Raw genomic sequence first — 26342 nt, 5'->3', positions numbered from 1 at the left:
TAAAATCACCTTTCTAGAAGGAGAGATACAATGAGTCTAACTGCTTGTACAGAATTTTTAGACAAAATCAATAGCGATGCTGCTTTGCAACAAGAAGCAATTACCGCCTTAGAAGATAAAGAGCAGATTGAAGAAGCAGCTAATGCCTTTGTATTGCTTGGAGCAAAGCATGGATATGAATTTACCGCCTCAGAAGCTACCCAAAAGTATCAAGAAATTACTGCTGAGGGAGAAGGAGAACTTGATGAGGCGGCATTGGAACAGGTAGCGGGCGGGATACGCTGGCGAAGAGCAAATGAGGGACTATAAATAGTCTTTTTTTAGTATTTGCTACTTAGGCAGGGAAGAAGCGGAAAAACCAACAATTAACTTGTTTCTCCACAATACCTTCGTCATTTTTTTGTAGGTTGGGTTGAACGAAGTGAAACCCAACGTATTTGTTGGATTTCGTACCTCAACCCAACCTACAAATCAAGACATTTTTCCATTTGGCAAAGGTATTGTTCTCCAGTGAAGCTTTTTACTTGTTGGTTTCTTTTTCTCTCCCACTTTTGAGCGCATCCGTTGGAATTGCCGAACTGTTATAAAGTCAGGATTTTTTTATTAACTAAATATAAGTGTTCGTAAAGGCTAATAACACTCGCAAAACCTGAAAATATGCTTGTTCCTGTTTAAATATTTTTTACACCTCGAACCTAGAAATAGCGTCAAAATGAAAATGCTCGTATAATACAAAGCGATAAAAATCATCTTTCTAGAGGGAGAAATATAGTGAGTCTAGCAGCTTGTACAGAATTTTTAGACAAAATCAATAGCGATGCGGCTTTGCAACAAGAAACAACTACCGTCTTAGAAGGCAAAGAGGAGATTGAAGAAGCAGCTAACGTCTTTGTCTTGCTTGGGGCAAAGCATGGATATGAATTTACCGCCGCCGAAGCTATCCAAAAGTATCAAGAAGTTATGGCCCAAGGAGAAGGAGAACTTGATGATGAGGTATTGGAACAGGTGGCGGGAGGTAGAGGTAGATCTTATGGTGTAAGTCTTGCGTAAGTACGGAAATGACTCCGCAGCGCAGAAAGAGAAAAACTAGCGAGTAAATTGCTTCCCTAGTAAAACTTTTTACTGGCTGTTTTTTTCGTAATTCTATGTGCCTTCGTTTTAACTCTTACCATACTGTTGTTATAAAGTCAGAATTCCAGATTTTTTATTAACTAAATATAAGTGTTAACCAAGGCTAATAACACTCGCTACACCTACTCGCCAATAATCCTTACCAAAAATAGCTAGTGAAGGAAATTGTTAATATGAACTCATGCCAACAGAGCGATTTAGATTTAGTTAAACAATACACCTCTGAAGAACTAATTTCTTCAGAAGCTTGGCAAAAAATTCAACAGTTAGTTCCCAAGTTACCGCCATTTTCTCAATTTATTTTAGAGTGCCGTTTAGTGGCTGATAATCCTCAAGTAGATTTTTCTACGTATATGCAACAGAAATTACCTGTTTGCACAGACATTTTTAAACACCCGCTTTGGCAACGCATTCAAAACTTCTACCAACAGTGGTTAGATCCAACTTCTCCATTACACGATATTTCAATAGCTGGTCTAGAGTTCGATATTGAGGACGTTTTAACAGATCCACCTATTCCTAGTTTTTTTTTGGCTTATACAAAGAATTGACTCAAGAATTTCAGGATACAAGCGGCAACATAAATGAACAGGTAACGCTGAAAGCACTTGATAATGCTCAAGAAATTCTGACTCAAGTTTGGGGATTAGTGAAACAAGAAAATATACCCCCTGCTGTCGAGCGAAAACTCGAACAATGCTTCGATTTGATGCCTGCGAATACTGACATTAATATGGTTGGCATGATGTTTGCTCGTCCCGTGCAAACTACCAGACTTCAGTTAGCAGGATTTACAAAAGAACAAACTATTCCCTATTTAGAAAAGATTGGTTGGCAAGGCGAATCAGACCGTTTAGCTCAAATGATGGCGATCGCTCCTGCTAATTTTAGCCCTTTCACACTAACTTTTGATGTAGACGAACAAGTATATCCGAGAATTGGGTTAAAGTACTTTACTCCCTGCACTACTAAAGACGCTCCGCCTTGGCAGGAATTTTTAGAAATCTTAGTGAGACATCAGTTATGCAGTCCAGAAAAAGGGGAGGCATTACGAAAGTGGCCAGGTTATACGCAAATCAAAGGAAATTCGCCAAGTTTCTTCCAGATAATAGAGAATGCTGCGGCACTCCGAGAAAATCGACTGCTCAACGTCATGGAGAGAAATTTCGGTCAAATTAAAATGGTCTATCAGCCCGGACTACCCTTTGAAGCCAAAGCTTATCTCACTTGTTCCTATGTAAATATTCTTGTACCGCGAACCTAGAAATAGCGTCAAAATAAAAAACTTACTATAATGAGGAGCGAAAAAAATCATCTTTCTAAAGGGAGAGATATAGTGAGTCTAGCAGCTTGTACAGAATTTTTAGACAAAATCAATAGCGATGCCGCTTTGCAACAAGAAACAAGTTCCCTCTTAGAAGGCAAAGAGGAGATTGAAGAAGCAGCTAACGCCTTTGTCTTGTTTGGGGCAAAACATGGATATGAATTTACAACCGCAGAAGCTATCCAAAAGTATCAAGAGGTTATGGCCCAAGGAGAAGGAGAACTTGATGACGAGGTATTAGAACAGGTGGCCGGAGGGAAAAGGGTGTCTGGTTGTGTTTATAGTACATAGCCGAAAATCACCAGAAATTCAACACAATAAGGGACAGTAAAAATCATCTTTTTAGAGGGAGAGATCCAATGAGTCTAGCAGCTTGTACAGAATTTTTAGACAAAATCAATAGCGATGCCGCTTTGCAACAAGAAACAACTACCGTCTTAGAAGGCAAAGAGGAGATTGAAGAAGCAGCTAATGCCTTTGTATTGCTTGGGGCAAAGTATGGATATGAATTTACCGCCGCCGAAGCTATCCAAAAGTATCAAGAAGTTACGGCCCAAGCAGAAGGGGAACTTGATGATGAGGTATTGGAACAGGTGGCGGGAGGGAGAAGGTCATCTGGTACTGGTTGTTGTTTTGCTTCTTTCTGATATTAATTAAATTACTCATTAATCGGAGGGAAAAGGTCATCTGCTTGTGGTTGTTGTTATGCTGCATAGCCGAAGCATCGCCATATTGGAACGCGTGGCGGGAGGGATAAAAATAGGACAAAATTCCTGTTTTTCTGTGGCGGCTCAATAAACTGTTGAGGATGTTTTAAAAGCTAGTTTTGTATATATCAAAAGTTTCTCGCTCTCTTTGCATCCCCTTATCAAGGCGGAATTTAAGAAGAATATTACCCCTTCTTGAAGTGGGGATAGAGTGGATATCGATCTAATGAAGCTACTTCACAAACATCCTCTAAAATACCTAATTAAAACCCGATGCTTAATAAACCTAGATTTAAACCAGAATTTCGAGTTGAAATTGTCCAGCCTAAAAAAGTTTACCTATTAAGCGAGTGCAAAAGCTTTGCTTTAACAGGTAATCTTTATGTACTCTTAGCACCTTTGCTTGATGGCAACTACACTGTAGAGCAAATTACGAATAGGCTGAAATGGACAACCAACCGCGCACAGATCGATCGCATCTTAACTAAATTAGCGGATAAAGGTTACATTACTGAAGCAAGCGATCGCCTTCCTGATGCTGTTCAAGCGTTTTGGAGTTACTTAGGTGTTGACGCTCAAACCGCTTTCAGCAGATTACAAGCTACTCGCGTTGCCGTGCAAACTTTTGGCAATATTCAATCAGCACCATTTATCGAAGCTTTAAACACTCTGCATATTAATATCAGTAATGAAGCAGACTTTACTGTTGTTTTAACTGACGATTACTTGCAACCAGAATTAGCAGAATTTAATCGCCAAACCCAAAAACCTTGGTTGCTAATTAAGCCTATAGGAATGTTTTCGTCGATTGGGCCAATTTTTATCCCAGGACAAACAGGTTGTTGGCAATGTCTCGCTCATAGATTGCAAAGAAATTGTCCCGTAGAAACTTCTATTAAACAACAAAAAAGTATTGATACTTCTCTAATTACTTCAATTGCTTTACTACCTTCTAGCTGGCAAATGAGTTTAAATCTTGCTGCTCAAGAAGTTGCTAAATGGGTGGTATTACAAAAAAGCCCACAGCTAGAAGGTAAGATTGTTACTTTTAATTTAGAAACTTTATCAACCGAAAATCACACTTTAATTAAACGCCCTCAATGTCCTGTTTGTGGCAATCGAGAGTTTTGGCAAAAGCAACAGTTAAAACCAATTGAATTACAAAGTCGTCCCAAAAATTTTACTGATGATGGGGGACACCGTACACTTAGACCAGAGCAAACTGTAGAGAAATATAGCAATCAAGTCAGTTGGTTTACTGGTGTTGTTAAAGAATTGGTGAAATCAAACAAAGTAGAAGATTTAATTCATGTTTATTTTGCTACTTACCAAAGTGCTGATAATCTTAACAATTACGATCGCCTGCGGAAGAATTTAGAGCATTATAGTGCAGGTAAAGGTAAGACAGACAACCAATCTAAAGCTAGCGCACTTTGTGAAGCTCTAGAGCGTTATTCGGGAATTTTTACAGGTGAGGAATATCGGCTCGAAGCTACTTCTGCTCAACTAATAGATGCAGCCATTCACCCTCATAAATGTCTTTTGTATAGTGACAAACAATATCAAAATCGTCACGAATGGAACTCTCAGCACGGAAGTTTTGCACGGGTTACTGACCCTTACGATTTAACTCAAGAGATTGAGTGGACACCAGTTTGGTCGCTGACTAACCAAACGCAAAAATATTTACCCACTGCTTTCTGCTATTTTGATTATTCGCTACCCGAAGGACATACATTCTGCATAGGAGATTCCAACGGTAATGCAGCAGGTAATACTATCGAAGAAGCTATTCTGCAAGGGTTTATGGAATTAGTTGAACGGGATAGCGTGGCACTGTGGTGGTATAACCGCGTAAAAAGACCGCAAGTTGATTTAGCCAGTTTCAACGAACCTTATTTACTCAACTTGCGAGATTATTACCAAACAAAATTCAACCGTCAATTGTGGGTGCTGGATATTACCAGCGATTTAAATATTCCCAGCTTTGCCGCAATTTCTCGCCAGACTCAGGGAGAGAAAGAAAATATTTTAATTGGATTTGGAACGCATTTCGATCCAACTATTGCTATTTTACGGGCAGTAACAGAAGTAAATCAAAGTTTAACTTTGGATTTGGATAATGAAATTGAGTTTGCCTCGGAAAACACTGATATCGCCTATTGGTATGCTAATGCTACTGTCGAAAATCAGCCTTATCTAGTACCTTGCGATCGCACTCCTGCTAAAGTTTATGCAGACTATCATTATTTAGGTAGCAAGTGCGATTTGCACGAAGATATAGAAATCTGTGCAGAGATTGTCAAAAAATTAGGTCTAGAAATGCTAGTTCTAGACCAAACTCGCCCCGATATTGGCTTAAACGTAGTTAAGGTTATTGTGCCTGGATTGCGCCATTTTTGGCCGAGGTTTGCTCCAGGTCGCCTTTACGATGTCCCAGTTAAGTTAGGTTGGTTATCAGCACCGTTAAAAGAAGAAGAACTTAACCCGATACCAATGTTTATCTAACTGGACTTAATTTTACACTCCCTTTCAGAAGGCAGAAGACAGCTATGCTACCCACCCTTAAAAGAGTGGGATTGAAACAAGGACGTTTTATACCGGGCTACGCTAACGCTGCAAGCAGTCTCGGTATAATTATCAGTTCAGACTGGGCTTTATACCCAGAACTAAAGTTTTAATTAACTAAAATCCTTACTTTTCTAAGAGGATGTCTGAGAAGTATTAAACATTACGCCCGATCCCCCTAGCCCACGCCAGTCGCTCATGGGGGAAACCCCCAAGACCGCGCTGGCTCCCCTTAAAAAGGGGGAATTTATCTTAAAGTCCCCCAATTTATCGGGGGATTTAGGGGGATCTACAAATCTCAAATACAACACTAAAAAGTTTTCAGACATCCTCTAAGTTTGAGAATTAACGGGACGGCTACCGAGAACAAATTCACCTACAGAACTTTCAGCATAATAATCACATCTCACTGCTTTAGCAAATAAATCAGCATTTCCAGCCCCGATCGCGCAGGGTGCTAAATTCATTGCTGTTGCTACCAAGTAAAAATTTTGGTATAAAACGCCTACGTGCTTGAGAATAATTGCATAAGCCATAGATTGATACTTCCAAGTTAAGCGTTGAAAGCGAGCCGAAATCACCAGTAAAATTTGCGGCATTTCTTCAACTCCCATTGCACTAGCAGCACTCTGTAGTAAGGCTTCTACTAGTTCGTTTTTATCGGTAAGATGGTTTAGTTGGTGCGATAGCGGTTGATAATGATATAAACCAGATGCTAAATTTTGACAACGATTAATAACTGGATAAATTTCTAATTCATAAATTCCTCCACCACCAGGATAAGCACGTTGACTCAGTTCTGCCAAGTCAGATTTAATAATATTCTTAACTCTGGCGGTTCGATAAAGAAATTCTCCTAATTGTTCTACAGTAATTGGTTGCTCTTCCCACTGACGAATTGATTTTCTTGTTTCTAAAACTTGTGTTAAGGGAATATCTGTTTCTGCTAAAGCGGCTAAGTCAGGTTTATAAAGGTCGATTAAATCATTTGATATTAGAGGTTTTAGGGCTGATAGCGGATCGATTTTGCCGACAAAACGATAGGTTCCACCAAAGGGATTCGCGTGTCTCCCTACACGGCTGCGGGTATGAAACAACAAATCATGAAACTCCCATTGAGCCAGGATTAAGTTTTCATTCTCAGCAATTACGCCGTTTTCATCTACTGTTGAGAGCATTTGACTATTGAAAAGTAAACTGATAAATTGCTCGGCTATGTCTACAGAAATACCTGGAATTTGCGAGGAAAGTTCATAAATATTTTGAGGGGTGCCCAGGAGTGCAATTAAAGCTGCACCTCGCCAATCGAGCCGAATTTGGCAAAAAGATAAAGGCGATTCTAATATAGTTTCTCCTGCTATTTGGTGAGTATAAGCAAAGCGCGAGAGAATATATTTAGTTGTCGCTGATATTGGTTGGGGGGAAATTTGCAAATCTGGGCTGATGGGTACGGTAGTAGCGATCGCCACATCATTTACTACAATTGAATAGCAAAGCCATCCCAATTTCGCCAGCTTGTTGAGATACAAATTAAATTTTTGCCATCCCTCAAAACCGTCACTTTCACAAACAATCTTTTTGAGTTGCGAAGGTGGAGTTGGAACAGTTGCTAGAGTTTTTAAAGCTGTTCTCAGTCCAGGTTTAGGATTTTTAAATGTTAGCCGTCGTTCCTCAAACTGAAGAATTATAGAACTATCTTCCGGTGGCGCGATCGCAGCAATGTCTTTTCTCAATGAAACTAAAAATTCTGATGGCATATTTTAATCAAATTTGGCTTAATGCTGCGTCGGCATCTAAAGGTTGGGGTTTAATTTGCTCTAAACTGACAAAATTGAGTTCGTACAATTCCCCCAATCTTTTTAATAAATTATCTTCGATAAACTGGCATTGATCGGCAGGAGTATAACCACTAATGCGCGATCGACAAATATCAATCATGCTCACCTGCACTTTTTTCTGGACTAAAAACTCAATTAATTGGTCAATTCTCTCCAAAATTTTGTCTTCGGAAAGTTTCAGGATATTGGGAAAAAATTCTGTTTCGGGAAATTCGTTAAATACTAGATAATATTTGCCGTCTTCAATCTCGGCTCTGATTGAGCTACCATAAGTTATTCGCAAAAATTGATAATTATCTCTCTGAAAAATTTGATATTGGTGTTCAGTAATTTCTATTTTGCCTCGATCGTTATAATATCTGTTATTACAAGAAAAGTAATCTAAATCGATATCTAAAACCACAGTTTGATTTTCAGGAAACTCATCTTTAACTGTTAAACAAGTATATTTAGCAGTTTTATATTTAGGATCGAGTAAAACTGCCCCGATATTCTTGACATTTTTAGTTAGAAATATCGTTTCTTCCGAATCGCAAGCGCGAACAGACATAAACTGATAAATTACCTCTTTTTGTCTTGGGCGCAGCCAAAAAACTTGATTAAATACTCTCTGATAAACTGCGGGAACAATAAAACTAGCAATATTCAATTCGTGATATGTAAAATCATAAATATCTTGAAGATTGCCATTTATAGAACTGAGAGAGCGAGTAAATCTAGGTGTTGCCATATCTGAATGTTCGTCGATATGGAGCAAGATATTTTTTGACTTTGGAATAATATTTTGGCTAGTAGCATAATGCCAAATCCAAAATGCTTCGTGATGTTCTTCCATGATAAAAACGGGAATGGCAGCCATATTTATACCTTTTACAGCAGTTTTCATTTACATGAGGTACAAAGTTGCGGGTTTTGAGGCAGGAGGCAGGAGGCAGAAGGAAGGAATTAGAAAGAAACTCTTTGTGTTTGATGAATCACTCCTAGTTGTACCTCACTTACTTCTGGATTTTAGACTAAAGATAAGCGATCGCCTGCTGAAAAGGTAGGCAAAAATAAAGGAATGCTTGTAAGAACAAGCACCCCAGTAACGGAAGATGAAAAAAGCACAACCAATTTTCATCTACCGATTAGGAATTTTTCCATTCCTAATTTCAGCTGTACCGTGACAACCTGGGATGGAGAATTGACGGTTGGTCTGAAGCACCTGTATACCTATGGGTAAGGCTCCTGCAAATCTCTCAATTATGCGAGCGATTGCGCTGAATCTGCTTCGCCGAAATGGTTATGCTTCCATCACAATTGCCCAAAGATTTCTCTCTCATGACATTGACAAACTCCTTGCTCTTGTGGAGTGAATCAGCCCTGCCATATACTCCAGTTGTGTTAGCACTAAGGGTATATCATCAACTCGTTCGTTTGTAATTACGGGTTCAAATGCCATAATCCCGAACTTATACCCACTTAGTTCCTTTTGGAATATCTCTTTCAGTATACTTTTTGGCTAACTCAGAAAAAAATGGGCGAACTGGGAGTAATAATTTGAACTATAGCAATTCTGAAACTATTGTTAAAGGCAATAATCCTCTAAAGTTGGCTCGTTCTGATACTGCATGGTTGGTATTATCAGGGACAATGGCTTTGTTTGCTGTCGGAACTGCAAACGGTATAGAGCAAGGAGCGCGTCGTTACTTATTCGATATCAATCCAGGGGATGTTATATTCGGAATTCCTATAAATTTAGAAGGGAATTCTTACTCGCTGATTGCTATTGGTTACGAAGAAACTCACTTGCAAGCAGTAGATATAACAAACTGGGGACAATACAGCCTAGAGGGGAATGAAAGTTTATCTCCAATTCTCGATCGGCTGCGTCAATGGAGCGATCGCTTAGTTGCAGTTTTTGACGATACTGATATTGTTTTAGATGGAATTAAGCCAGAAGAAATTAGTGGCACAGCTGCAACCTTAGAACGCTTGCAGCAATTTCACAGCGATTTTTTGCGCTGTTTGCACGAACTAGAACACCAGGAAGAAAAAACCCGTTTTCAGCAGTTTAACGCCCGTTTGCAACTTAATCAACAAGCTAGCCAACGGGCGTTAGGGGAATTGACGAGTATTTTTCGCCCTCAAGAAGCAGAATTTCTGCAAGAAGGAACAGAATTATTAATTGCTGTGGGTGCGGTTGGTAGGACGTTGGGAATTGAAATTCGGCCGCCCGCTAGATCGGAAGATCCCAAGCGGGTAAAAGATCCCCTAGAAGCGATCGCTCGTGCTTCGCGGATTCGCACAAGGCGGGTTATTTTAAGCGGTAAGTGGTGGGAGTCTGATAGCGGCCCGTTGTTAGCATACACCGCCCAAGGCGATCGCCCAGTGGCTTTATTACCTGTAGGTAGCGATCGCTATGAAGTTTTTAGTCCTCACGAACGCCGTCGCATCCCTGTCAATATTGACACAGCCAAGTTAATTTCTCCAATTGCTTATATGCTTTATCGCCCGTTTCCCGAACGGGTACTAAAAACAGTAGATATTATCAAGTTTGCATTGCGCGGACGCAATCGAGAAATCTTGACCGTGCTAGTGTTAGGGGTTCTTTCTGCTTTGCTAGGAATGCTTACCCCCCAAGCAACAGGGATTTTGATTGATAAAGCAATTCCGGATGCCAATCGGGGAATTTTATTACAAATTGGTTTGGGTTTATTAGCAGTTAGTTTTGGGAATGCAGTTTTTAATTTAGTTCAAAATATTGCGATCGCTCGAATTGAAACTGTATTAGAGGTGCAAAACCAAGCCGCAGTTTGGGATCGGTTATTAAAATTACGAGTATCTTTCTTTCGTAAATATTCGACTGGCGACTTGCAATCTCGCGTTTCGGCGATCGCCCAAATTCACAAACTTCTCAGCAGTAACATTATCGGCACAATATTTTCTAGCTTTTTTGCACTGCTGAATTTGGGATTGTTATTTGTTTATAGCAGTCAATTAGCATTGGTAGCTTTAGCGATCGCCTTGATTAACTTATTAGCCACAACAATTTCTAGCATTTTTTCCCGCAGAATTATTAAGCCGATGCAAGAGTTACAAGGCGAGATATTCGGGCTAACAGTAGAACTTCTCAACGGCGTATCTAAATTGCGGGTAGCGGCGGCAGAAGAACGGGCATTTGCTTACTGGTCAAAAGGATTTAGCCAACAACTAAAATTCATGCTCAAAAGTACAGCGATCGCCGATACAGTAACAGTTATCAATCAAGTTCTACCAACTATTAGTTCGATGCTAATTTTTTCCTTGACTGTCGGGATTATCATGCAGAGTCAGTTAGGAGGAGGCGCAAAATTTTCCACTGGAACTTTTTTAGCATTTAATAGTGCTTTTGGGCTATTTATTGGCGGTGCAACTAAATTGAGCAATGCGATTGTTAGCGTGTTAGAAGTTGCCGTACTTTGGGAACGCGCTCAACCGATTTTAACAGAATTGCCAGAAGTGGATTTAGATAAAAGCGATCCTGGTCGATTAGAAGGCGGTGTCAAATTCGATCGCGTTAATTTTCGCTATCGAGAAGAAGGCCCTTTAACTTTAGATAAAGTATCAATTGAAGCCAAACCAGCAGAGTTTATTGCTTTAGTCGGGCCTTCTGGTAGCGGTAAATCTACAATCGTGCGTTTGTTATTGGGCTTTGAACAACCAGAAGACGGCACGATTTATTATGACGGTCAGGATCTATCGGGGTTGGATATTTCAGCGATTAGGCGGCAATTAGGAGTAGTGCTGCAAAACGGTCGCATTAATAGCGCCTCTATTTTTGAGAATATTTCTAGCGGTGCGTTAGTAACAATGGATGAAGCTTGGGAAGCAGCAAGAATGGCTGGTTTTGCTGCCGATATCGAACAAATGCCGATGGGAATGCACACAGTAATTTCTGAGGGTGGCTCGAATTTATCTGGAGGACAGCGCCAGCGTTTATTAATTGCTCGTTCTTTGGTATTAAAGCCGAGAATTTTGATTTTTGATGAAGCGACCAGTGCTTTAGATAATCGCACGCAAGCAATTGTTAGTCAAAGTTTAGAACAGTTAAAAGTAACTCGGATTGCGATCGCTCACCGCCTGAGTACAATTCGCAATGCCGATCGCATTTATGTAATTGCCGCAGGACAGGTAATGCAGCAAGGCACGTTTGATGAGTTAATGGCTCAACCTGGAATTTTTGCCGATTTGATGGCTAGGCAAGTTGCTTAATACTATTGTGAATTGTCGATGATGAAACTATCATTTCAGCTTAAACTAGGTATCTATAATTCAACAATTGGGATTTACAGCAGATTGCAAGTAAGGGGAGCGTTTGCTTTTGAGTTTGCCAAATCAACAATTGCGAACTCCAAATCAACAATTGCGTACGCCAAATCAACAATTGCGAACGCCAAATCAGCAATTGCGAACTCCAAATCAACAATTGCGTACGCCAAATCAACAATTGCGAACTCCAAATCAACAATTGCGAACGCCAAATCAGCAATTGCGTACGCCAAATCAACAATTGCATACGCCAAATCAGCAATTGCATACGCCAAATCAACAAATGAGTGCGCCGAAATAACAAATGCGTAAGCGTAGCCCACCGTAGGCATCGCCATGATTGCCACAATTTAGCTTTGTCACGCCAGCCTAACGCACCGCAAATCTTTGGTGGATGAAGTTTTTCCGACTTAGCGATCGCTCGATTTTGTAAATAATGCCAAATAATTGATTGCAGGTATAATCACAGAGATAGCTAGAAACCAAATTTAGATATGTGCGATCGCCACATCTCAAGGCGCGTTGGCGTAGCCCGCCGCAGGCATCGCCAACAAGTGATAATTTAGCATTTTTCTTTAATTAGTTAATACTAATTCTCTAAAATCCAGCAACAGATTCAAACCCTCAAATCCTTACTAGCTCGGACTTTCTTAATTACGAATTACGAATTACGAATTGGTATAAGATCATCTTTATCAATCTTCTTTCCTCACCCTTTTGCTTGAAATTATGACGCAGGATGAGTTATTGGTACTGATAGATCGCGCCGTGGCTGAGGGTTGGCAATAGTTAGACTTGTCGGGACAGGAGTTGACTGAATTACCTGTAGAAATTGGTAAGTTGCAGCAGCTTGAGTCTTTGATTTCCAGAGGCGCTCGCTAATTTAACCAATCTGACGCAGCTTGACCTTAATTCCAACAAAATAACCCAGATTCCAGAGGCGATCGCTAATTTAACCAATCTGACGCAGCTTGACCTCAGTTACAACAAAATAACCCAGATTCCAGAGGCGATCGCTTGCAAAGATATCTGGAAGTGAGCGACGAGCAGGTGTTGGGGGCGGCGGTGGCGTTGTCGATGCTGTCTCCTGTTGGGGGAGATGTCGGGAAATATGGTAATCTTGTAAATCTATTTTTTTATCTTAAGAGGATGTTCAAATGCCAGAAACACAAGTTGGAGATATTAGTATTTATTACGAGGTGAAAGGCAGTGGATATCCACTACTCATGATTATGGGTTTAAGCTTCAGCCTTTTGGACTGGGGGGATGTGTTTCTTGATGAACTGGCGAAACATTACCAAGTCATTGTGTTTGATAACCGCGATTCTGGACGTACAAGAAGTCAGTCAACAGACAACTACACCACTGCTGATATGGCAAATGATGCAGCAGGATTGCTTAATGTTTTAGGAATAGCACAAGCTCATGTTCTTGGACTCAGCATGGGTGGTATGATTGCTCAACTGTTTGCCTTGAGACATGCTAGCAAGCTTAATAAATTGATATTATCCTGCACAATGGCAGGTGGAGATTGTAGCGATTTCAATCCAAATAATCAAGGAGATTTATTGGATCTTATTTTTCCAGAATCATACTTAGCTATCTCTAATAACCGGAAAAAAGCAGAAGATTTTTTCAAAAAAACCTCACTTTATCACAGTCAACCAGATGGTTTTAGCAGACTAATACAGGCGCACAATACTCACGATACCTGTAATTTATTGCAAGGTATTAAAGCACCTACTTTAATCATTACTGGAGATAGCGATTCCGTAATTACTCCTGTAAATAGTAATATTTTGAATAGCAAAATTTTTGGTTCAGAACTCAAAATTATTAAACAAGCCGGACATGGGTTTCTTTATAGTCATACTGCTGAATTTGCAAAAATTTTGATTGATTTTTTATCGTAATTCAAACTGACTTTTCACGGGATGTGGAAAAGGTTATTTTGATGTTTCCCAAGCCCTGATTTCTCCGTTAGCTATTTTCATTAACTTAGACCTATTGAGAATTAGCCTGTGGAAAAAGCCACGCTTTTTATGGTCTTGAAGACTTGCCGTGAAAAGTCAGCAGCCTCTATCTCCTCGTTTGTAATTGTCGCACCAGCGAAGAAGAAAACCGCATCGAATATTGGCTGAAACTAATTGAAAGCTTCGGCAGACAGTCCCCTGTGATTATCGTTGGCAACAAAAAGGACGAACAACCCCTCGACATCAACCGCAAGGCATTACGCGAAAAATATCCTAACATCCAAGCGATTATCGAAACCTCCTGCCAACACAATATCGGCAACGTTGCCAACCAAGTCAAAGACAACGCCAGTCAGGAAGCCTCTAACTTCAACCAAACAAGCGGCGCAAACATCAGCGAAATTCTGCAACTAATCGGCAACCTGCGCCAAACTGCCGCCCAATTCCCGCCAGAAATCCGCGACGACATCATCATTGATATTGATGATGTAGAAGTAGAAATTCAAAAGCCAGAAAAAGAACGCAATGTACCCAAACTCAAAAAACGTCTAATAGCTTTACTAACTGCTGCTAGTGTAGCTGCTGGCGCGATCGCAGGTATGACAGACTTTGCAAATAATGTTATGGAAATAGGAAACAAATTAAATATCGAACTCAAGCTTCCTTCTGGTAAATAGACTTTTCTAACTCCAGGAGCGATGCAACCTATTCCAAATTAACAATCACGGCATAATATCAACTTGCATCTGCTGCTGCCAACGTAGCAATTCTATTTGAGATTGTGAAAATTTTTGTTATGTTCGTTCTTAGTCATTTGTCCTAATACCAATTTAATGTGAAGTTACACATATCTAGATCCCCCTAAATCCCCCGATAAATTGGGGGACTTTGATATGTTTTTCTGGTTCCCCCCTTTATAAGGGGGGCTAGGGCAGGGCTGTTTCGTTCCCGAAAAAGCGTTGAGTTACAAGCGTTTCAAGTAAAAAAATCAGGTGACTAAAAAATCTGATTGTCCAATAAAATGGTGTTTGCACTTAAATTTCCCGATTGAATTGGTAGTTTTTGTTTTTCCCACTCAAGCAAATTTCTGACTCATACTCTTGACAAAATCTTTAAGAGATCGAATGAAACAGCCCTGGGGGCTAGGTGGGATCGAATTCTATGCAGCTTTATAAAAAAAAATTGGTATAAGTAGATTGCAAATGACAAATGATATCATGTCCGCCAAATTACTCATAATAAAAGAACCCCACAAAGAACCCCACCCCCAACCCCTCCCGAAAAGCGGGGAACTCGGGGCCCCCTCTGGGGATTAGGGGCAGGGAGACAAAGCACAGCTTTGGCGGGGTGGGGTTCTTCGGGTTTAACAAGCAATCAAGCGGACATGATATGACAAATGACAAATGATAAATGATAAATGACAAATTATGCGGCTTATATTAGTTGAGGATGAAGCAGATTTAGGTGCAGCAATCAAACAAGTCCTGAGCCATGAGGCATATATAGTTGACTGGTTTCTAGATGGTAATCAGGCATGGCAATATCTAGAAACTGGCTGGACTGAGTATACCCTGGCGATTTTTGATTGGATGCTGCCTGGAGTATCGGGGATAGAGTTGTGTAAATGGTTACGCGATCGCCAATTAACTCTACCGATACTAATGCTAACAGCTAAAGACCGGATGGAAGAAAAGATTATTGGTCTAGATAGCGGTGCGGATGATTATTTAGTTAAACCGTTTGATATGGCAGAACTGTTGGCAAGATTGCGAGCATTACAACGGCGAGCCTCTTACGTCGGAGCAACATTGACACCTCAAGTCCAACCCCGACGCTTACAAGTAGGTTGTCTGACGCTCAACTACAGCACTCATCAAGTTATTCGTGAGTCTGCTCATGGTGAAAAGCAAGTATTTTCACTAACCACCAAGGAATTTCAATTATTGGAATATTTTATCAGGCATCCTAACCAAATTATCAGCCGCGACCAAATTATCAATCAACTTTGGGAAATTGGTGCAGAACCAGTTAGCAATGTTGTAGCAGCACAAATTCGCTTATTGAGACGCAAATTAGGAGAAGAAGACAGCGAATCTTTAATTGAAACTATTTATGGTGTGGGCTATCGCCTAAACGTTCATGCTGCTGATTTTTGCTAACTTGACAGCAATACTTTCAGCAAGGGTTTAAAAATATGGAACGCAATCCCATTTTCCACCAAACTCGGTTGCGGCTTGCGGCTTGGTATACCCTTGTCATGGGCGGTATTTTAGGGCTATCTAGTTTGGGAGTTTATAGTGTGGTTGCCCATACCTACTATGAAACCATAGACCAGGGATTGCAATCAGTCGCAAACGCACTCCAAAAAAGTATTGAACCGGCTTGGCAGCAACCCGGACAATTACAACGCCTTGCTAAAGAATTTTCTTTAGAATTATGTGTGGCTCAGACAAATTGTTTGGGTAAAACAACATCCCTTAAAAAATCAATCGCAGAAGCGGCGAATCCAGTTAATTACTATATCCGTTTATTGGATCGCTCAGGAAAACTTTTTGCCAGTGGAGGTATGGAATTTGACAATTTACCGATTGCCTCAACATTATATAATTGGCAAATATTAACAGATTACTCTGGCACTAGATACCGCGAAATCACTTTACCTTTGTATACTCAAAACCAGGTTTCGGGTTATCTACAAGTAGCGCGTAGTATCACTGATTTAGACCAACATCTTATTTATTTAAGATTAACTTTGGTCTTGGGATTGCCAATTTCCATGATTTTCGTTGGTTTGTCTAGTTGGTGGTTGGCAGGAAGGGCAATGCAACCTGTATATCTTTCTTACCAACAAATGCAACAATTTACTGCTGATGCTGCCCATGAGTTTCGCACACCTTTAGCAGCAATGTATTCTACTATTGAAGCTGCTATCAAGTTACAGCAAGAACCAAAAGGCAATAGTGGAATTTTAGATGTACTCAAACGCCAAAATCGGCGTTTATCACAATTAGTTGGAGATTTGCTGTTATTAACGAGGATAGATCAAAAACAACTAACAGGAGAATATCAACCTTGCTGTTTGAATGATATCATTAGCGATTTAATTGAGGAATTAGCATTTTTGGCCGTAGAGACTCAGGTCAATCTCTCTAAGCAGGTGCAAGTCTCAGAAAAATTATATGTGATGGGAAATGAAGATCAGCTTTATCGCTTAATTTCTAACTTAATTGTCAATGCAATTCAAGCGACATCTAGCGGTGGAAAAGTCACAGTTTTTTGGGAAAAAAGCGAGCTTTACGCCATAATTAAAGTTCAAGATACAGGAATTGGTATTGCCCCAGAACATCAACAGCGAATTTTCGATCGCTTCTACCGAGTAGATCGCGATGCCTACGGCGGACTGCGCCTACGCTCTCGCACCTCTGGCGGTTCGGGATTGGGATTAGCCATAGCGATCGCGATCGCTCAAGCACACAAAGGTAATATTCACGTTCAAAGTCAACCTGGGGTAGGTAGTACATTTACCGTTCGACTTCCTCTTTCACCGTGATTTATAAAAATAAATGTTGCTATTTGCAAATCTGCGATCGGCAAAGTGCGATCGCCTAAGTTTTTCCGAGCTAATTCTCGGTTGTCATATCCTCTAGGACTTACCCATTAACTTGAATTTCCACCGCATTGAGTTTTTGCATACATGCAGATCGCACATTGATCTGTTAACAAATCCTAAAAGTGCTTTGATAGTTTCTCCACAGGATGATTAAGATATAGGTATTTGACCTGACCGACATTCCTTGATGGTACAAGCCCCTAGATTCATCTATGGAGTTAATCTAAAATCCAAAATCCAAAATTCCCAAGTCCCTAGATTTATCTATGGGGTCAATCCAAAATCCAAAATCTCAAATCCAAAATTGTCTAACCGGTGTCGATACTCATGGTGCAAGACCAGATTTTGCTGAATGATTGGCATGTAATAGCGCGATCGCAAGACCTCCAACCTGGAACAGTTCTGCACAAGCGCTTATTAGGCGAAAATCTAGTGCTTTGGCATAATGGGGACAAAGTTTTAGCTTGGCAAGACCTTTGCCCTCATCGTGGCGCTCGTCTTTCTCTAGGATATGTCAACAAAGAGACTCTTGTTTGTCCTTACCACGGTTTAGCCTTTAATAGCGAGGGAAAATGTGTACTAGTTCCGGCTAATCCCGAACAATCGCCCCCCGCTCAAGCTTGTGTTAAAACTTACCAAATTCAAGAGCGTTACGATCTGCTCTGGGTTTGTTTAGGGACACCAAAACAAGACATAGCTCCGTTTTCTGAGTGGTACGATCCGGTCTATCAAAAGATTTTCTGTGGCCCTTACTACTATCACTCTAGCCCTTTGCGGGTGCTGGAAAATTTCATCGATCCGGCACACTTCCCAATTTTGCATTCGGGATTATTTGCTCACGCCAGTCATCCTGAGTTGACGCACTATGAATTAGAGTCTCTTCCAGATGGGATTAGTTTCAAATGTGGTTTGTGGGAACTAGATTTTAATTCCGGTAATCCTCTGTCAGCACCACTGATTTTTAACACTTACGATTACCGCATTTTCCGTCCGCTAGTGGCATACTTTAAACTTGGGCCTGGAGATCGTCGTTTAAATATCTTCTATACAATTACGCCAGTTGATGAAGATGAATGCGTGGCGCAATATTGGTTAATGGTAAATAGTGTCCGCGAATTAAAAGTGGAAGTATATCTAGATATTCAAAATCAAGTTGCGAGTCAAGATATTGCCATTGTCGAGTCCCAGCAACCCCGACGCTTACCTTTAGATTTGCAAGCAGAAGTACATTTATCGAGCGATCGCTATTCCATAGCATACCGAAAGTGGCTCAAACAACAGGGTGTTACTTTCGGCACTATTTAGAACCTGCGATGCTTGTCATTATCTATGATTAAGAAAAAATATTTAGATAATATTGGTTTAGAAGCTAACCCCCTGAAAAAGTTTAAAAAACGGGAGATTAGACCTGCCTTAAAAATAGGGACTGGGGACTGGGGAAGAGATATTTTTATTGTTCCTTGTGAGTTCCACTCATGGAGTTTTTTGCATAAGTCGAATAGGTTAAAGGGGAAAGGGGAATAAAAAACCGTAAAAATTCAGTCCTTCTGAATTTAGAAGTCAGAATAGTTAAAGAATCAAAGTCAGATTTGGTAAATGAATCTCTTAGTTATACTAATACTCTTTATAAATTCTGACTTCTGACTCCTGGGTGCTGAATTCTTACAAAAAACCTTTAACCGCAAACCTATTCCCCTTTTCCCCAAACTCTTCAAGGTTAATTTTGGAGATTTATCGATCCACAAGTGTTAGTTTTAAAGGATACAATGGCTCATATCCATTTAATTGCCAAATTCTAAATACCAAGACAGCAGCTACAGTTAACCACACACAAGAAAATGATAAAGTCATTCCTGCTATAGGATTAGTTTGCCAATAAATTGCCGTCACTACTACAGCAGATAACCAAGGGCCTAAAATAACTACAGGTACAGCAGCACCTAATCTCCGTTCTACAGTAAAAATCGTATTCCAAGTATCCCCTAAAGCCAGATGTACCACAAACAAAATTAAAGGCAACACTAAAAACTGGTGATTCATTTGCTGCCAAACCAATACAGAAGAAATTACCCGCAAAACAGCAATTATCATCCAAACTATGGGAAATGCTAAAGGTGGAGGCGACCATCTTGGTCTGATTACCTGGTCATAGGTCTGACGAGAACGGGTATTATCTAAAAGAGAAAAAATTCGAGAACGGATGCTTAATAGAGCAAAAAATAATCCAGCCAATAAAGTGCTAAACCAACTGGGAAAAAAAGAATTGTTATCAATCAACATTACTAATTTTTCCATTCCCAACAACACGAGAATCATAACTAATATTTGTAAGATAGTCCCTAGTGTATAAACTAAAACTGCCTTGATATCTAGTTCTTGTGTAGTAGCTATTGATGTGTTTAGAGACTGTGGTTTATTCCCAGGTTTGACTCCCATTACTGTATTCACAAACTGTTCAACTATTCCACTATTCTTGGATTTATTCATAATGAAGAAATGGCGCGTAGTTGGTAATTAGTAGTAATAAGTCATTATATGATATTCTAATAGTTAAAAATAATTTGGTTAGGCTCTTTTAATATCAGAGTTTATAAGTTCCGAATCTAATGTACAGTTTTTTGTAAGTGGTGTTGAGGAAAAAACGTGGAATTTCAGAAGTTCTTGTATATTTTTACTCTAGTAAATATTGCTACGTTTGCTCTGAGTGTACCTGTATTTGCTCAAATCACACAGGCTCCCTTTAATTCTGCACAGTCAAGTTGTCGTGCAACTAAAGTAAGTACTCCAGTTTTCAAAGAACCTTCAACATCATCCCATGCTATCAGAATCTTGTCGGCAAAAACAAAGATTACTTTAGCATATATACCAGTTAGTGGAGATAGATTTGTCAGAATTAAAGCTCCGACTTCAGGGTTTATTCAAACTGCTGTACTGAAATTTTGTCAGTCGAATAACAACGCTCAAAATATATCGAGTAAACCTACTATTGGCAGTGTATGTCGGCAAATTGTACGACAGGAAACTATACGTCGCCAACCAAGTACAAGAGAACCTTTTATTACAACACTTTCGCCAAATACAGTTGTGTATGTGAACTTGGTTACAGGTAATATAGTTAAGTCATACAAATCTGAGAATTATATTTGGGTAGAAATCGACCTTTCTAGAAGTTTTCCTGGAGAATTATCTGGTAATGGTTGGATAGTCAACACTGACTTAGTGAATACTCCTGGATTAAGCAGTCTGGCTTATTGTAGTTAAGTATCTAGGCATAAATAAATTTCAAGTTTGTAGTCAAGACTAAAGTCTTGATAATCCTTGCTTTGAATGATAAATCGCTCACTACAAACTAGGAGTTTATTTTATATTAGACTTCTTGGCATTTGTTGGGGAAAGGGTAAGGGGTAAAGGGGAAAGGGTAAGGGGGAAAGGAATAACAAAAAACCTTTAATATGCAAACATGCACCCTTTACCCACGAGAGTGCAAAAGTTACTTTTGCCAAGAGACTCCATGAGTGGAACTCACAAGGAACAATAAAAATATCTCTTCCCCAGTTCCCAGTCCCCATTACCCCTTATCCCCAGAGGGAACCCCACCATCCCCAGTCCATATTTCGGATCAGTTACAACACTAATTTTGATGGATCTAGAGCAAGGGATGATTCATTGACTAAAAAGAGGGAAAGGGGACCCCACCTTCTCCTTTACCCCAGTACAGTTCAGTTAAGCTTTTTTCTCTCCCCTGCTTCCCCTGCCTGCCTTAACAGATAAATTTGCTTAACCCAAGCGTATTGCCTTTTACCCCAAACCCTTGCGAAGCGTTTTTACTTCAAGCCCATAACTAAAGTTATGGTGTTCCCTTTCCCCTTTCCCCTTTAACCTTTTCCCTGCCCGAAGGGCGTTGCCCTGCCCGAAGGGCGTTGACTTCAAACGGGAGGATCTACAGTAAAACTCTGGACAATCAATTGTCAGGCAGAAATACATCGCGCATTTCGATGGATATCGATGTCATTCCCGAATTAATCTGTGCTGAAAAATTTTTTCGCAATCGTAACTATTTCCCCTAGTTCTCCCCTATTTATTCCTAAATTTAAATCAGAAAAGCAGAGAACACCGCCCCAAACAAGCGCGCAATCTCTGCCGTATAAATAAGTCAATAAAAATGGAGAACAAATCTATGCTACACCAAATTAAAGAATTGCTGCAAAACACACAATTACAACAGCAAGTAAAAGCAGCAGCTAACCAAGCAGAAGCTATCAAAATGATAGCGATCGCGAGTGCAGAAAAAGGTTATAACTTCACAGTTGAAACTATTTCTCAAATGCTGGCAGAATTAACCTTTGTGGACTCCAATGAACTGAGTGAAGAAGAATTACTTAGTGTTAGTGGTGGAATGATGGCTGATAGTGCGCCTAAGCTATGTCATACAGCTAGCTGTGGTGGCGGACACGCAGGCTGCTGCTAAAAACGGTATGTAGCTTCTGTTTTTCTTTGGCATTGTAACCACCACAGGTCAGGTTGCTTTTCTAAAAGAGCTTTTTAGATTCAACATCTCCAATATTTTAATTTGGATAATTTCCATACCTGATAGTGAAGTTCAATGCCAAAGAGATGCTGTATAACAAATTCCCTCTTTGCTCCTTTTTTCAAGGAAAAGAGAGAATCTCATAAATAATTACCACCAATAGGAGAATACAATTATGTTGTCACAAATTAAAAGCCTACTTGAAAACACTCAACTACGTGAGAATATGCAAGCAGCAGTTAGCCAAACAGAAGCTATCAAACTATTGCTAATTGCCAGTACAGAAAAAGGTTATAACTTTACAGTCGAAAGCGTAGCTCAAATACTGGCAGAGTTGACCTTTGTGGACTCCAACGAACTGAGCGAAGAAGAATTACTCAGTGTTAGCGGCGGGATGATGGCTGATAGCGCACCCAAACTATGTCATACAGATTCCTGCGGTGGTGGACACGGTGGTTGCTGTTAAAACAAGTATGTAGCTTCTTCTGTTTAAGATTTTAGCCTTTACAGGTATTGCTTTCCTAAAACAACTTTTTAGAGCAATTTTACCGAAATTTATCCATATATTTGGTTGGCAATTTCAACACCTGGGACTGAGGTTAAATACAAAATTAGATGCTGCATAACAGATTTATTATTTGCTCTTTATATGAAAGTAAAGAGCAAATTTCATTCATAATTTCCACCAAATTTAAGAAAATATAAGTAGACTTAAACCCTCCTGCCTTCTGCCTTATCCCATTGATACTTCCCACCATGAGAAATCCAGCTATGGTTCAACAAGTTGTTCGCTTATCTCAACAGAAAATATCAGACAATTTCAGGGCGATCGCTGCCAATGCTAGCTTTATCTGGGAACGTCTTGATGAAAGCAGATTTGCGATTAATGGCGATCGAGTCAACGAACAAGAAATTAACCGTCGGCGCGATCGCTGGTGCGAAGTTGCAGCAGAAGGTAAATTGGATACATTGCACAAACGCTTACAGTGGGAAGGGCTAGACCTCGATACTGTTAGTTCCAAATTGGGAACCATCGAGTTGCTTGGCGATCGACCTTTGCCTGAGTGGGCAGAAACCTTGCAGCAAATCATCCAAACCGCTACAGGATTCAATTCTGCAACCGAAGTATTTCTACCAATCGATTCACAAAATCCGATCGCCTTTGAAGATATCCTTTTGCCTGCTATTTTGGTAGCCAGACAGCAATTACTGACTCGGTGCAGCAGTCAATTCACCCACGAGTCTCTTCCCTTATCGATTCTTTCCCACGACGCTTACAATTCTCTAGAACGTGGTCTACTCCTACGATTAGCAGGACTTTGCACTAAGACATTAGATTTTGAATTTTCTCAGGTGCGTCCCTTTGGTCAAAACTTGCTCGGTTTGCTGGGGCTGGAAACAGAAAACAATAATACTCATTACACCAAGTTTGTCAATCAACTCCTAGAAGATGGAATGCTAACATTCTTCCAGAAGTATCCAGTTCTCGGTCGGTTAGTGGCAACAGCAGTCAATTTTTGGGTTGAGTTTACTGCTGAATTTCTCGAACGTTTAGTTGCAGATAGGACAGATATTCAACGAACTTTTGATGAAAAAATTGTTCCATTTTCTCAAAACAAAGTTACCGAAATTCAAACATCCATTTCCGATCCGCACAAACGCGGACGAACGGTGATTTTGCTCACCTTTGAGTCTGGACTTAAACTTGTTTATAAACCTAAAGATTTAGGATTAGAAGTTGTCTTTAACCAATTTTTGGATTGGTGCAATCAACACAGCAATCTTTTAGATTTTAAAGTCATTCAGGTGCTGGAACGGAACGGTTACGGTTGGGTAGAACATGTTGAACAGTTGCCTTGTGTTGATGAAGCAGCTGCGAAACGATTCTATCAGCGTTCTGGGATGTTGTTGTGTGTGCTTTATGCTCTAAGAGCCACAGATTGCCATTACGAAAACTTAATTGCCAATGGCGAACATCTGGTGCTGATTGATATGGAAACGCTGCTGCACCACGAACCGAATCTCATTGAAGACTCACCACTTACCCAAGATTTGGAAACAACCGCCACACAACAATTTTGGGATTCCGTACTCCGCACCGGACTTTTACCGCGTTGGGACTTTAGTGGCGATCGCAGTGTCGCTTATGATATTAGCGGACTAGGCAGCACAGATCCCCGACTATCTCGCCGGAAAGTGCCGCGCTGGCAGAACATTAATACAGATAATATGCATCTGTCCTCTGAGTCTGTAACCTTGCCGATTGGAAAAAATGTGCCGTGCTTGGATGAAGTTGTTCTATCTCCAAACGATTATCAACTAGAAATCACCACTGGGTTTGAGCAGATGTATCGCTTTTTAATGGCGCACAAAGATTTCTTAATTTCACGCCAAAGTTTGTTATCTGCTATGCAAAATCAGCAGGTGCGCTTTATCTTCCGCAACACCCGCATTTATGGCATCATCCTTCAAAAAGCTTTAGCACCCGATTACCTCAAACACGGTGTAGATTACAGTATTCAACTCGATGTTCTCAGTCGTGCTTTTCTAGTTGCTCAAAATAGACCGAACGCTTTTCCTGTTTTGAGCGCAGAACTCCGAGCAATGGAACAATTGGATATTCCCTTCTTCACGGCTAGCGCTGTGGTTGATGAACTAAGTTTAAACGGTTCTTCTTCCATTCCCAATTACTTCAAGCAATCCAGTTATCAAGACCTGCTCAACCAGTTACAATCTCTGGATGAAACCGACCTAGCTCGACAAGTAGCGATTATTCAAGGCTCCTTCGATGCTAAGATTGCAACCACCTTCAGCCGCCAAGGTGGGCAATGGCAAGGCGAATCGTTACCGTTGCTAAATTCGGAACAATTGATTGCCGAAGCCAAGGAAATCGCCACTCAACTGGAAACCAGAGCCATTTCTGACCCTGATGGCAGCGTTAACTGGATTGGTTTAGACTTTGTGCCTCGCGCCGAACGATATCAACTGCAAGTATTGAACAATTGTCTCTCTGACGGACGCTCTGGAGTTGCCTTGTTTTTAGCCGCACTAAGTCAAGTAACTGATGATTCCCGTTACCGCGATTTAGCATTGAGAACAGTGCAATCTCTGCGTCGCCAAATCCACACCATCGATCCCGAAACTTGGGAACGCATGGCTCGTTTCATGGGTGTTGGGGGTGCAACAGGTTTAGGATCGATGATCTATAGCTTAGTGAAAATTAGCCAATTCCTCAACGATGCAACGCTGTTGTCAGAGGCTCAAGTATTAGCGGATTTGATGACACCAGAACTAATTGCTGCCGACGAACACTTGGATATTATGAGCGGAGCAGCTGGGGCAATTTTAGGCCTATTATCCTTGCATCAAGCCACAGGAGAAGCAACCGTTTTAGAAAAAGCGATCGCCTGTGGACAACATTTAATCAACCGTCAAGTTAGCCACAACGGTGCGCCCAAAGCTTGGCATACTTATTGGGACAAGCCCTTAACTGGCTTCTCTCATGGAGCCGCAGGTATCTCTTATGCCTTGCTCAGACTTTATGCCGCCACCTCAGAGGGCAAATACTTACAAGCAGGTTTAGCAGGAATTGAGTATGAGCGTAGCGTCTTTTGCCAGTCCACTGCCAACTGGCCCGACTTCCGCAGAATGGGACAACCAGGACAACCTGACTTTGCAAATAAGTGGTGTCATGGTGCAGCCGGCATTGGTTTGGGACGCTTAGGCAGTTTGAGAATCGTAGAAACGCCAGAAATTCAACAAGAAATTGAAATTGCTCTCCAAACTACTCAGAATTTTGGCTTACAAGCGATCGATCACTTATGCTGTGGTAACTTCGGTCGGGCGGAAGTGCTGTTAGTCGGTGCAAAAATCTGTTCCCGTCCAGATTGGCATCAAATTGCTCACCAGAATGCAACAAATGTTGTGGCTAGAGCCAAGCGAACCGGAGCTTATCAACTGTTCCCCAACTTACCCAATTCTGTATTTAATCCTGGCTTTTTACCCGGTATATCTGGAATTGGTTATCAATTGCTGCGTCTGGCTAACAATAATTTGCCTTCGATATTATTGTGGGATTGAGCTTGTTGTTCATACCCAAAAACCGCTTTTGACCACACCCTATTAGTTTACGCTAATAGGGTCAGAACTAACCCTATCAAGGTGTTGGCTGCTGATAAAAGTCCAAAAGCTAGTCATCTCAAAATTTTAAAGTTCTGCTGGTTCCTGTGTGACTTATACCAATTTAATGTGAAGTTGCACATATCTTGATCCCCCTAAATCCCCTTAAAAAGGGGGACTTTGATAGATGTTTTTCCGGTTCCCCCCTTTTTAAGGGGGGTTAGGGGGGATCGAATTCTATGCAGCTTTATAAA

The 26342-nt window shown here is 40.6% G+C and carries 22 protein-coding genes; 19 read left to right on the top strand and 3 right to left on the bottom strand.

Annotated features, from left to right (window positions below; all coding sequences use genetic code 11):
• Positions 1–30 precede the first annotated feature (30 nt).
• From RMY32_RS23405 to RMY32_RS23375, 7 genes are all read left to right on the top strand, one after another.
• Complete coding sequence (locus RMY32_RS23405; protein WP_322714034.1) at positions 31–309, top strand: Nif11 family protein; 279 nt, start codon at positions 31–33, stop codon at positions 307–309.
• A gap of 462 nt (positions 310–771) precedes the next feature.
• A complete protein-coding gene (locus RMY32_RS23400; protein ID WP_322714033.1) occupies positions 772–1050 on the top strand; it encodes a Nif11 family protein in 279 nt (92 codons plus the stop codon).
• Between the two features lie 254 nt (positions 1051–1304).
• The gene (locus tag RMY32_RS23395; RefSeq protein WP_322714032.1) at positions 1305–1682 is read left to right on the top strand and encodes a hypothetical protein; all 378 of its coding nucleotides are present in this window, start codon (positions 1305–1307) and stop codon (positions 1680–1682) included.
• A complete protein-coding gene (locus RMY32_RS23390; RefSeq protein WP_322714031.1) occupies positions 1679–2395 on the top strand; it encodes a hypothetical protein in 717 nt (238 codons plus the stop codon). Before RMY32_RS23395 ends, RMY32_RS23390 begins: the two co-directional genes overlap by 4 nt.
• 72 nt (positions 2396–2467) lie before the next feature.
• The gene (locus RMY32_RS23385; RefSeq protein ID WP_322714030.1) at positions 2468–2746 is read left to right on the top strand and encodes a Nif11 family protein; all 279 of its coding nucleotides are present in this window, start codon (positions 2468–2470) and stop codon (positions 2744–2746) included.
• A gap of 68 nt (positions 2747–2814) precedes the next feature.
• Positions 2815–3102, top strand: a complete 288-nt coding sequence (locus RMY32_RS23380) for a Nif11 family protein (protein WP_322714029.1) — start codon at positions 2815–2817, stop codon at positions 3100–3102.
• A 333-nt stretch (positions 3103–3435) separates the two neighbouring features.
• A complete protein-coding gene (locus RMY32_RS23375) occupies positions 3436–5670 on the top strand; it encodes a TOMM precursor leader peptide-binding protein (protein ID WP_322714028.1) in 2235 nt (744 codons plus the stop codon).
• Between the two features lie 392 nt (positions 5671–6062).
• Here RMY32_RS23375 and RMY32_RS23370 read toward each other — a convergent pair whose 3' ends face one another.
• Both RMY32_RS23370 and RMY32_RS23365 read right to left on the bottom strand, forming a co-directional pair.
• A complete protein-coding gene (locus RMY32_RS23370) occupies positions 6063–7487 on the bottom strand; it encodes a SagB family peptide dehydrogenase (RefSeq protein ID WP_322714026.1) in 1425 nt (474 codons plus the stop codon).
• 7 nt (positions 7488–7494) lie between these two features.
• Complete coding sequence (locus tag RMY32_RS23365) at positions 7495–8454, bottom strand: UPF0489 family protein (RefSeq protein ID WP_409883818.1); 960 nt, start codon at positions 8452–8454, stop codon at positions 7495–7497.
• A 611-nt stretch (positions 8455–9065) separates the two neighbouring features.
• Here RMY32_RS23365 and RMY32_RS23360 point away from each other — a divergent pair.
• The 8 genes from RMY32_RS23360 (at position 9066) to RMY32_RS23325 (ending at position 18746) form a co-directional block, all read left to right on the top strand.
• Positions 9066–11801 (top strand): NHLP bacteriocin export ABC transporter permease/ATPase subunit, encoded by a 2736-nt coding sequence (locus RMY32_RS23360; RefSeq protein WP_322714022.1) that lies wholly within the window; start codon positions 9066–9068, stop codon positions 11799–11801.
• A gap of 109 nt (positions 11802–11910) precedes the next feature.
• The gene (locus tag RMY32_RS23355) at positions 11911–12159 is read left to right on the top strand and encodes a hypothetical protein (RefSeq protein WP_322714021.1); all 249 of its coding nucleotides are present in this window, start codon (positions 11911–11913) and stop codon (positions 12157–12159) included.
• A 591-nt stretch (positions 12160–12750) separates the two neighbouring features.
• Positions 12751–12897, top strand: a complete 147-nt coding sequence (locus RMY32_RS23350) for a leucine-rich repeat domain-containing protein (RefSeq protein ID WP_322714040.1) — start codon at positions 12751–12753, stop codon at positions 12895–12897.
• 118 nt (positions 12898–13015) lie between these two features.
• Positions 13016–13771, top strand: coding sequence for an alpha/beta hydrolase (locus RMY32_RS23345; protein ID WP_322714019.1), 756 nt, complete (start codon positions 13016–13018; stop codon positions 13769–13771).
• Positions 13772–14031: 260 nt separating this feature from the next.
• On the top strand, positions 14032–14508 hold the full coding sequence (locus RMY32_RS23340; protein WP_322714017.1) for a hypothetical protein: 477 nt from the start codon (positions 14032–14034) through the stop codon (positions 14506–14508).
• A 750-nt stretch (positions 14509–15258) separates the two neighbouring features.
• Positions 15259–15990 (top strand): two-component system response regulator RppA, encoded by a 732-nt coding sequence (gene rppA / locus RMY32_RS23335; RefSeq protein ID WP_322714016.1) that lies wholly within the window; start codon positions 15259–15261, stop codon positions 15988–15990.
• 35 nt (positions 15991–16025) lie between these two features.
• Positions 16026–17381, top strand: coding sequence for a two-component system sensor histidine kinase RppB (gene rppB / locus RMY32_RS23330; RefSeq protein WP_322714015.1), 1356 nt, complete (start codon positions 16026–16028; stop codon positions 17379–17381).
• Between the two features lie 387 nt (positions 17382–17768).
• Positions 17769–18746, top strand: coding sequence for an aromatic ring-hydroxylating dioxygenase subunit alpha (locus RMY32_RS23325; protein ID WP_322714014.1), 978 nt, complete (start codon positions 17769–17771; stop codon positions 18744–18746).
• Between the two features lie 426 nt (positions 18747–19172).
• On the opposite strand, the gene RMY32_RS23320 is transcribed toward RMY32_RS23325, so the two are convergent.
• Entirely contained in the window at positions 19173–19928 is a 756-nt protein-coding gene (locus RMY32_RS23320; RefSeq protein WP_322714013.1) for a TspO/MBR family protein, read from the bottom strand.
• A gap of 156 nt (positions 19929–20084) precedes the next feature.
• Between RMY32_RS23320 and RMY32_RS23315 the strand changes: the two genes are divergently transcribed.
• The 4 genes from RMY32_RS23315 (at position 20085) to RMY32_RS23300 (ending at position 26049) form a co-directional block, all read left to right on the top strand.
• Positions 20085–20702 (top strand): hypothetical protein, encoded by a 618-nt coding sequence (locus tag RMY32_RS23315; RefSeq protein ID WP_322714012.1) that lies wholly within the window; start codon positions 20085–20087, stop codon positions 20700–20702.
• A 916-nt stretch (positions 20703–21618) separates the two neighbouring features.
• Entirely contained in the window at positions 21619–21909 is a 291-nt protein-coding gene (locus tag RMY32_RS23310) for a Nif11-like leader peptide family RiPP precursor (protein ID WP_322714011.1), read from the top strand.
• 235 nt (positions 21910–22144) lie between these two features.
• A complete protein-coding gene (locus RMY32_RS23305; protein ID WP_322714010.1) occupies positions 22145–22435 on the top strand; it encodes a Nif11-like leader peptide family natural product precursor in 291 nt (96 codons plus the stop codon).
• 305 nt (positions 22436–22740) lie between these two features.
• Positions 22741–26049: a type 2 lanthipeptide synthetase LanM family protein gene (locus tag RMY32_RS23300; protein ID WP_322714008.1), complete on the top strand. Its 3309-nt coding sequence runs from the start codon at positions 22741–22743 to the stop codon at positions 26047–26049.
• Positions 26050–26342: the final 293 nt, after the last annotated feature.

This window comes from Nostoc sp. ChiSLP03a, assembly GCF_034531215.2.
Classification (GTDB): Bacteria; Cyanobacteriota; Cyanobacteriia; order Cyanobacteriales; family Nostocaceae; genus Nostoc.
The sequence above is the reverse complement of the archived record's forward strand: the minus strand, read 5'-3'. Positions and strand labels throughout refer to the sequence as shown.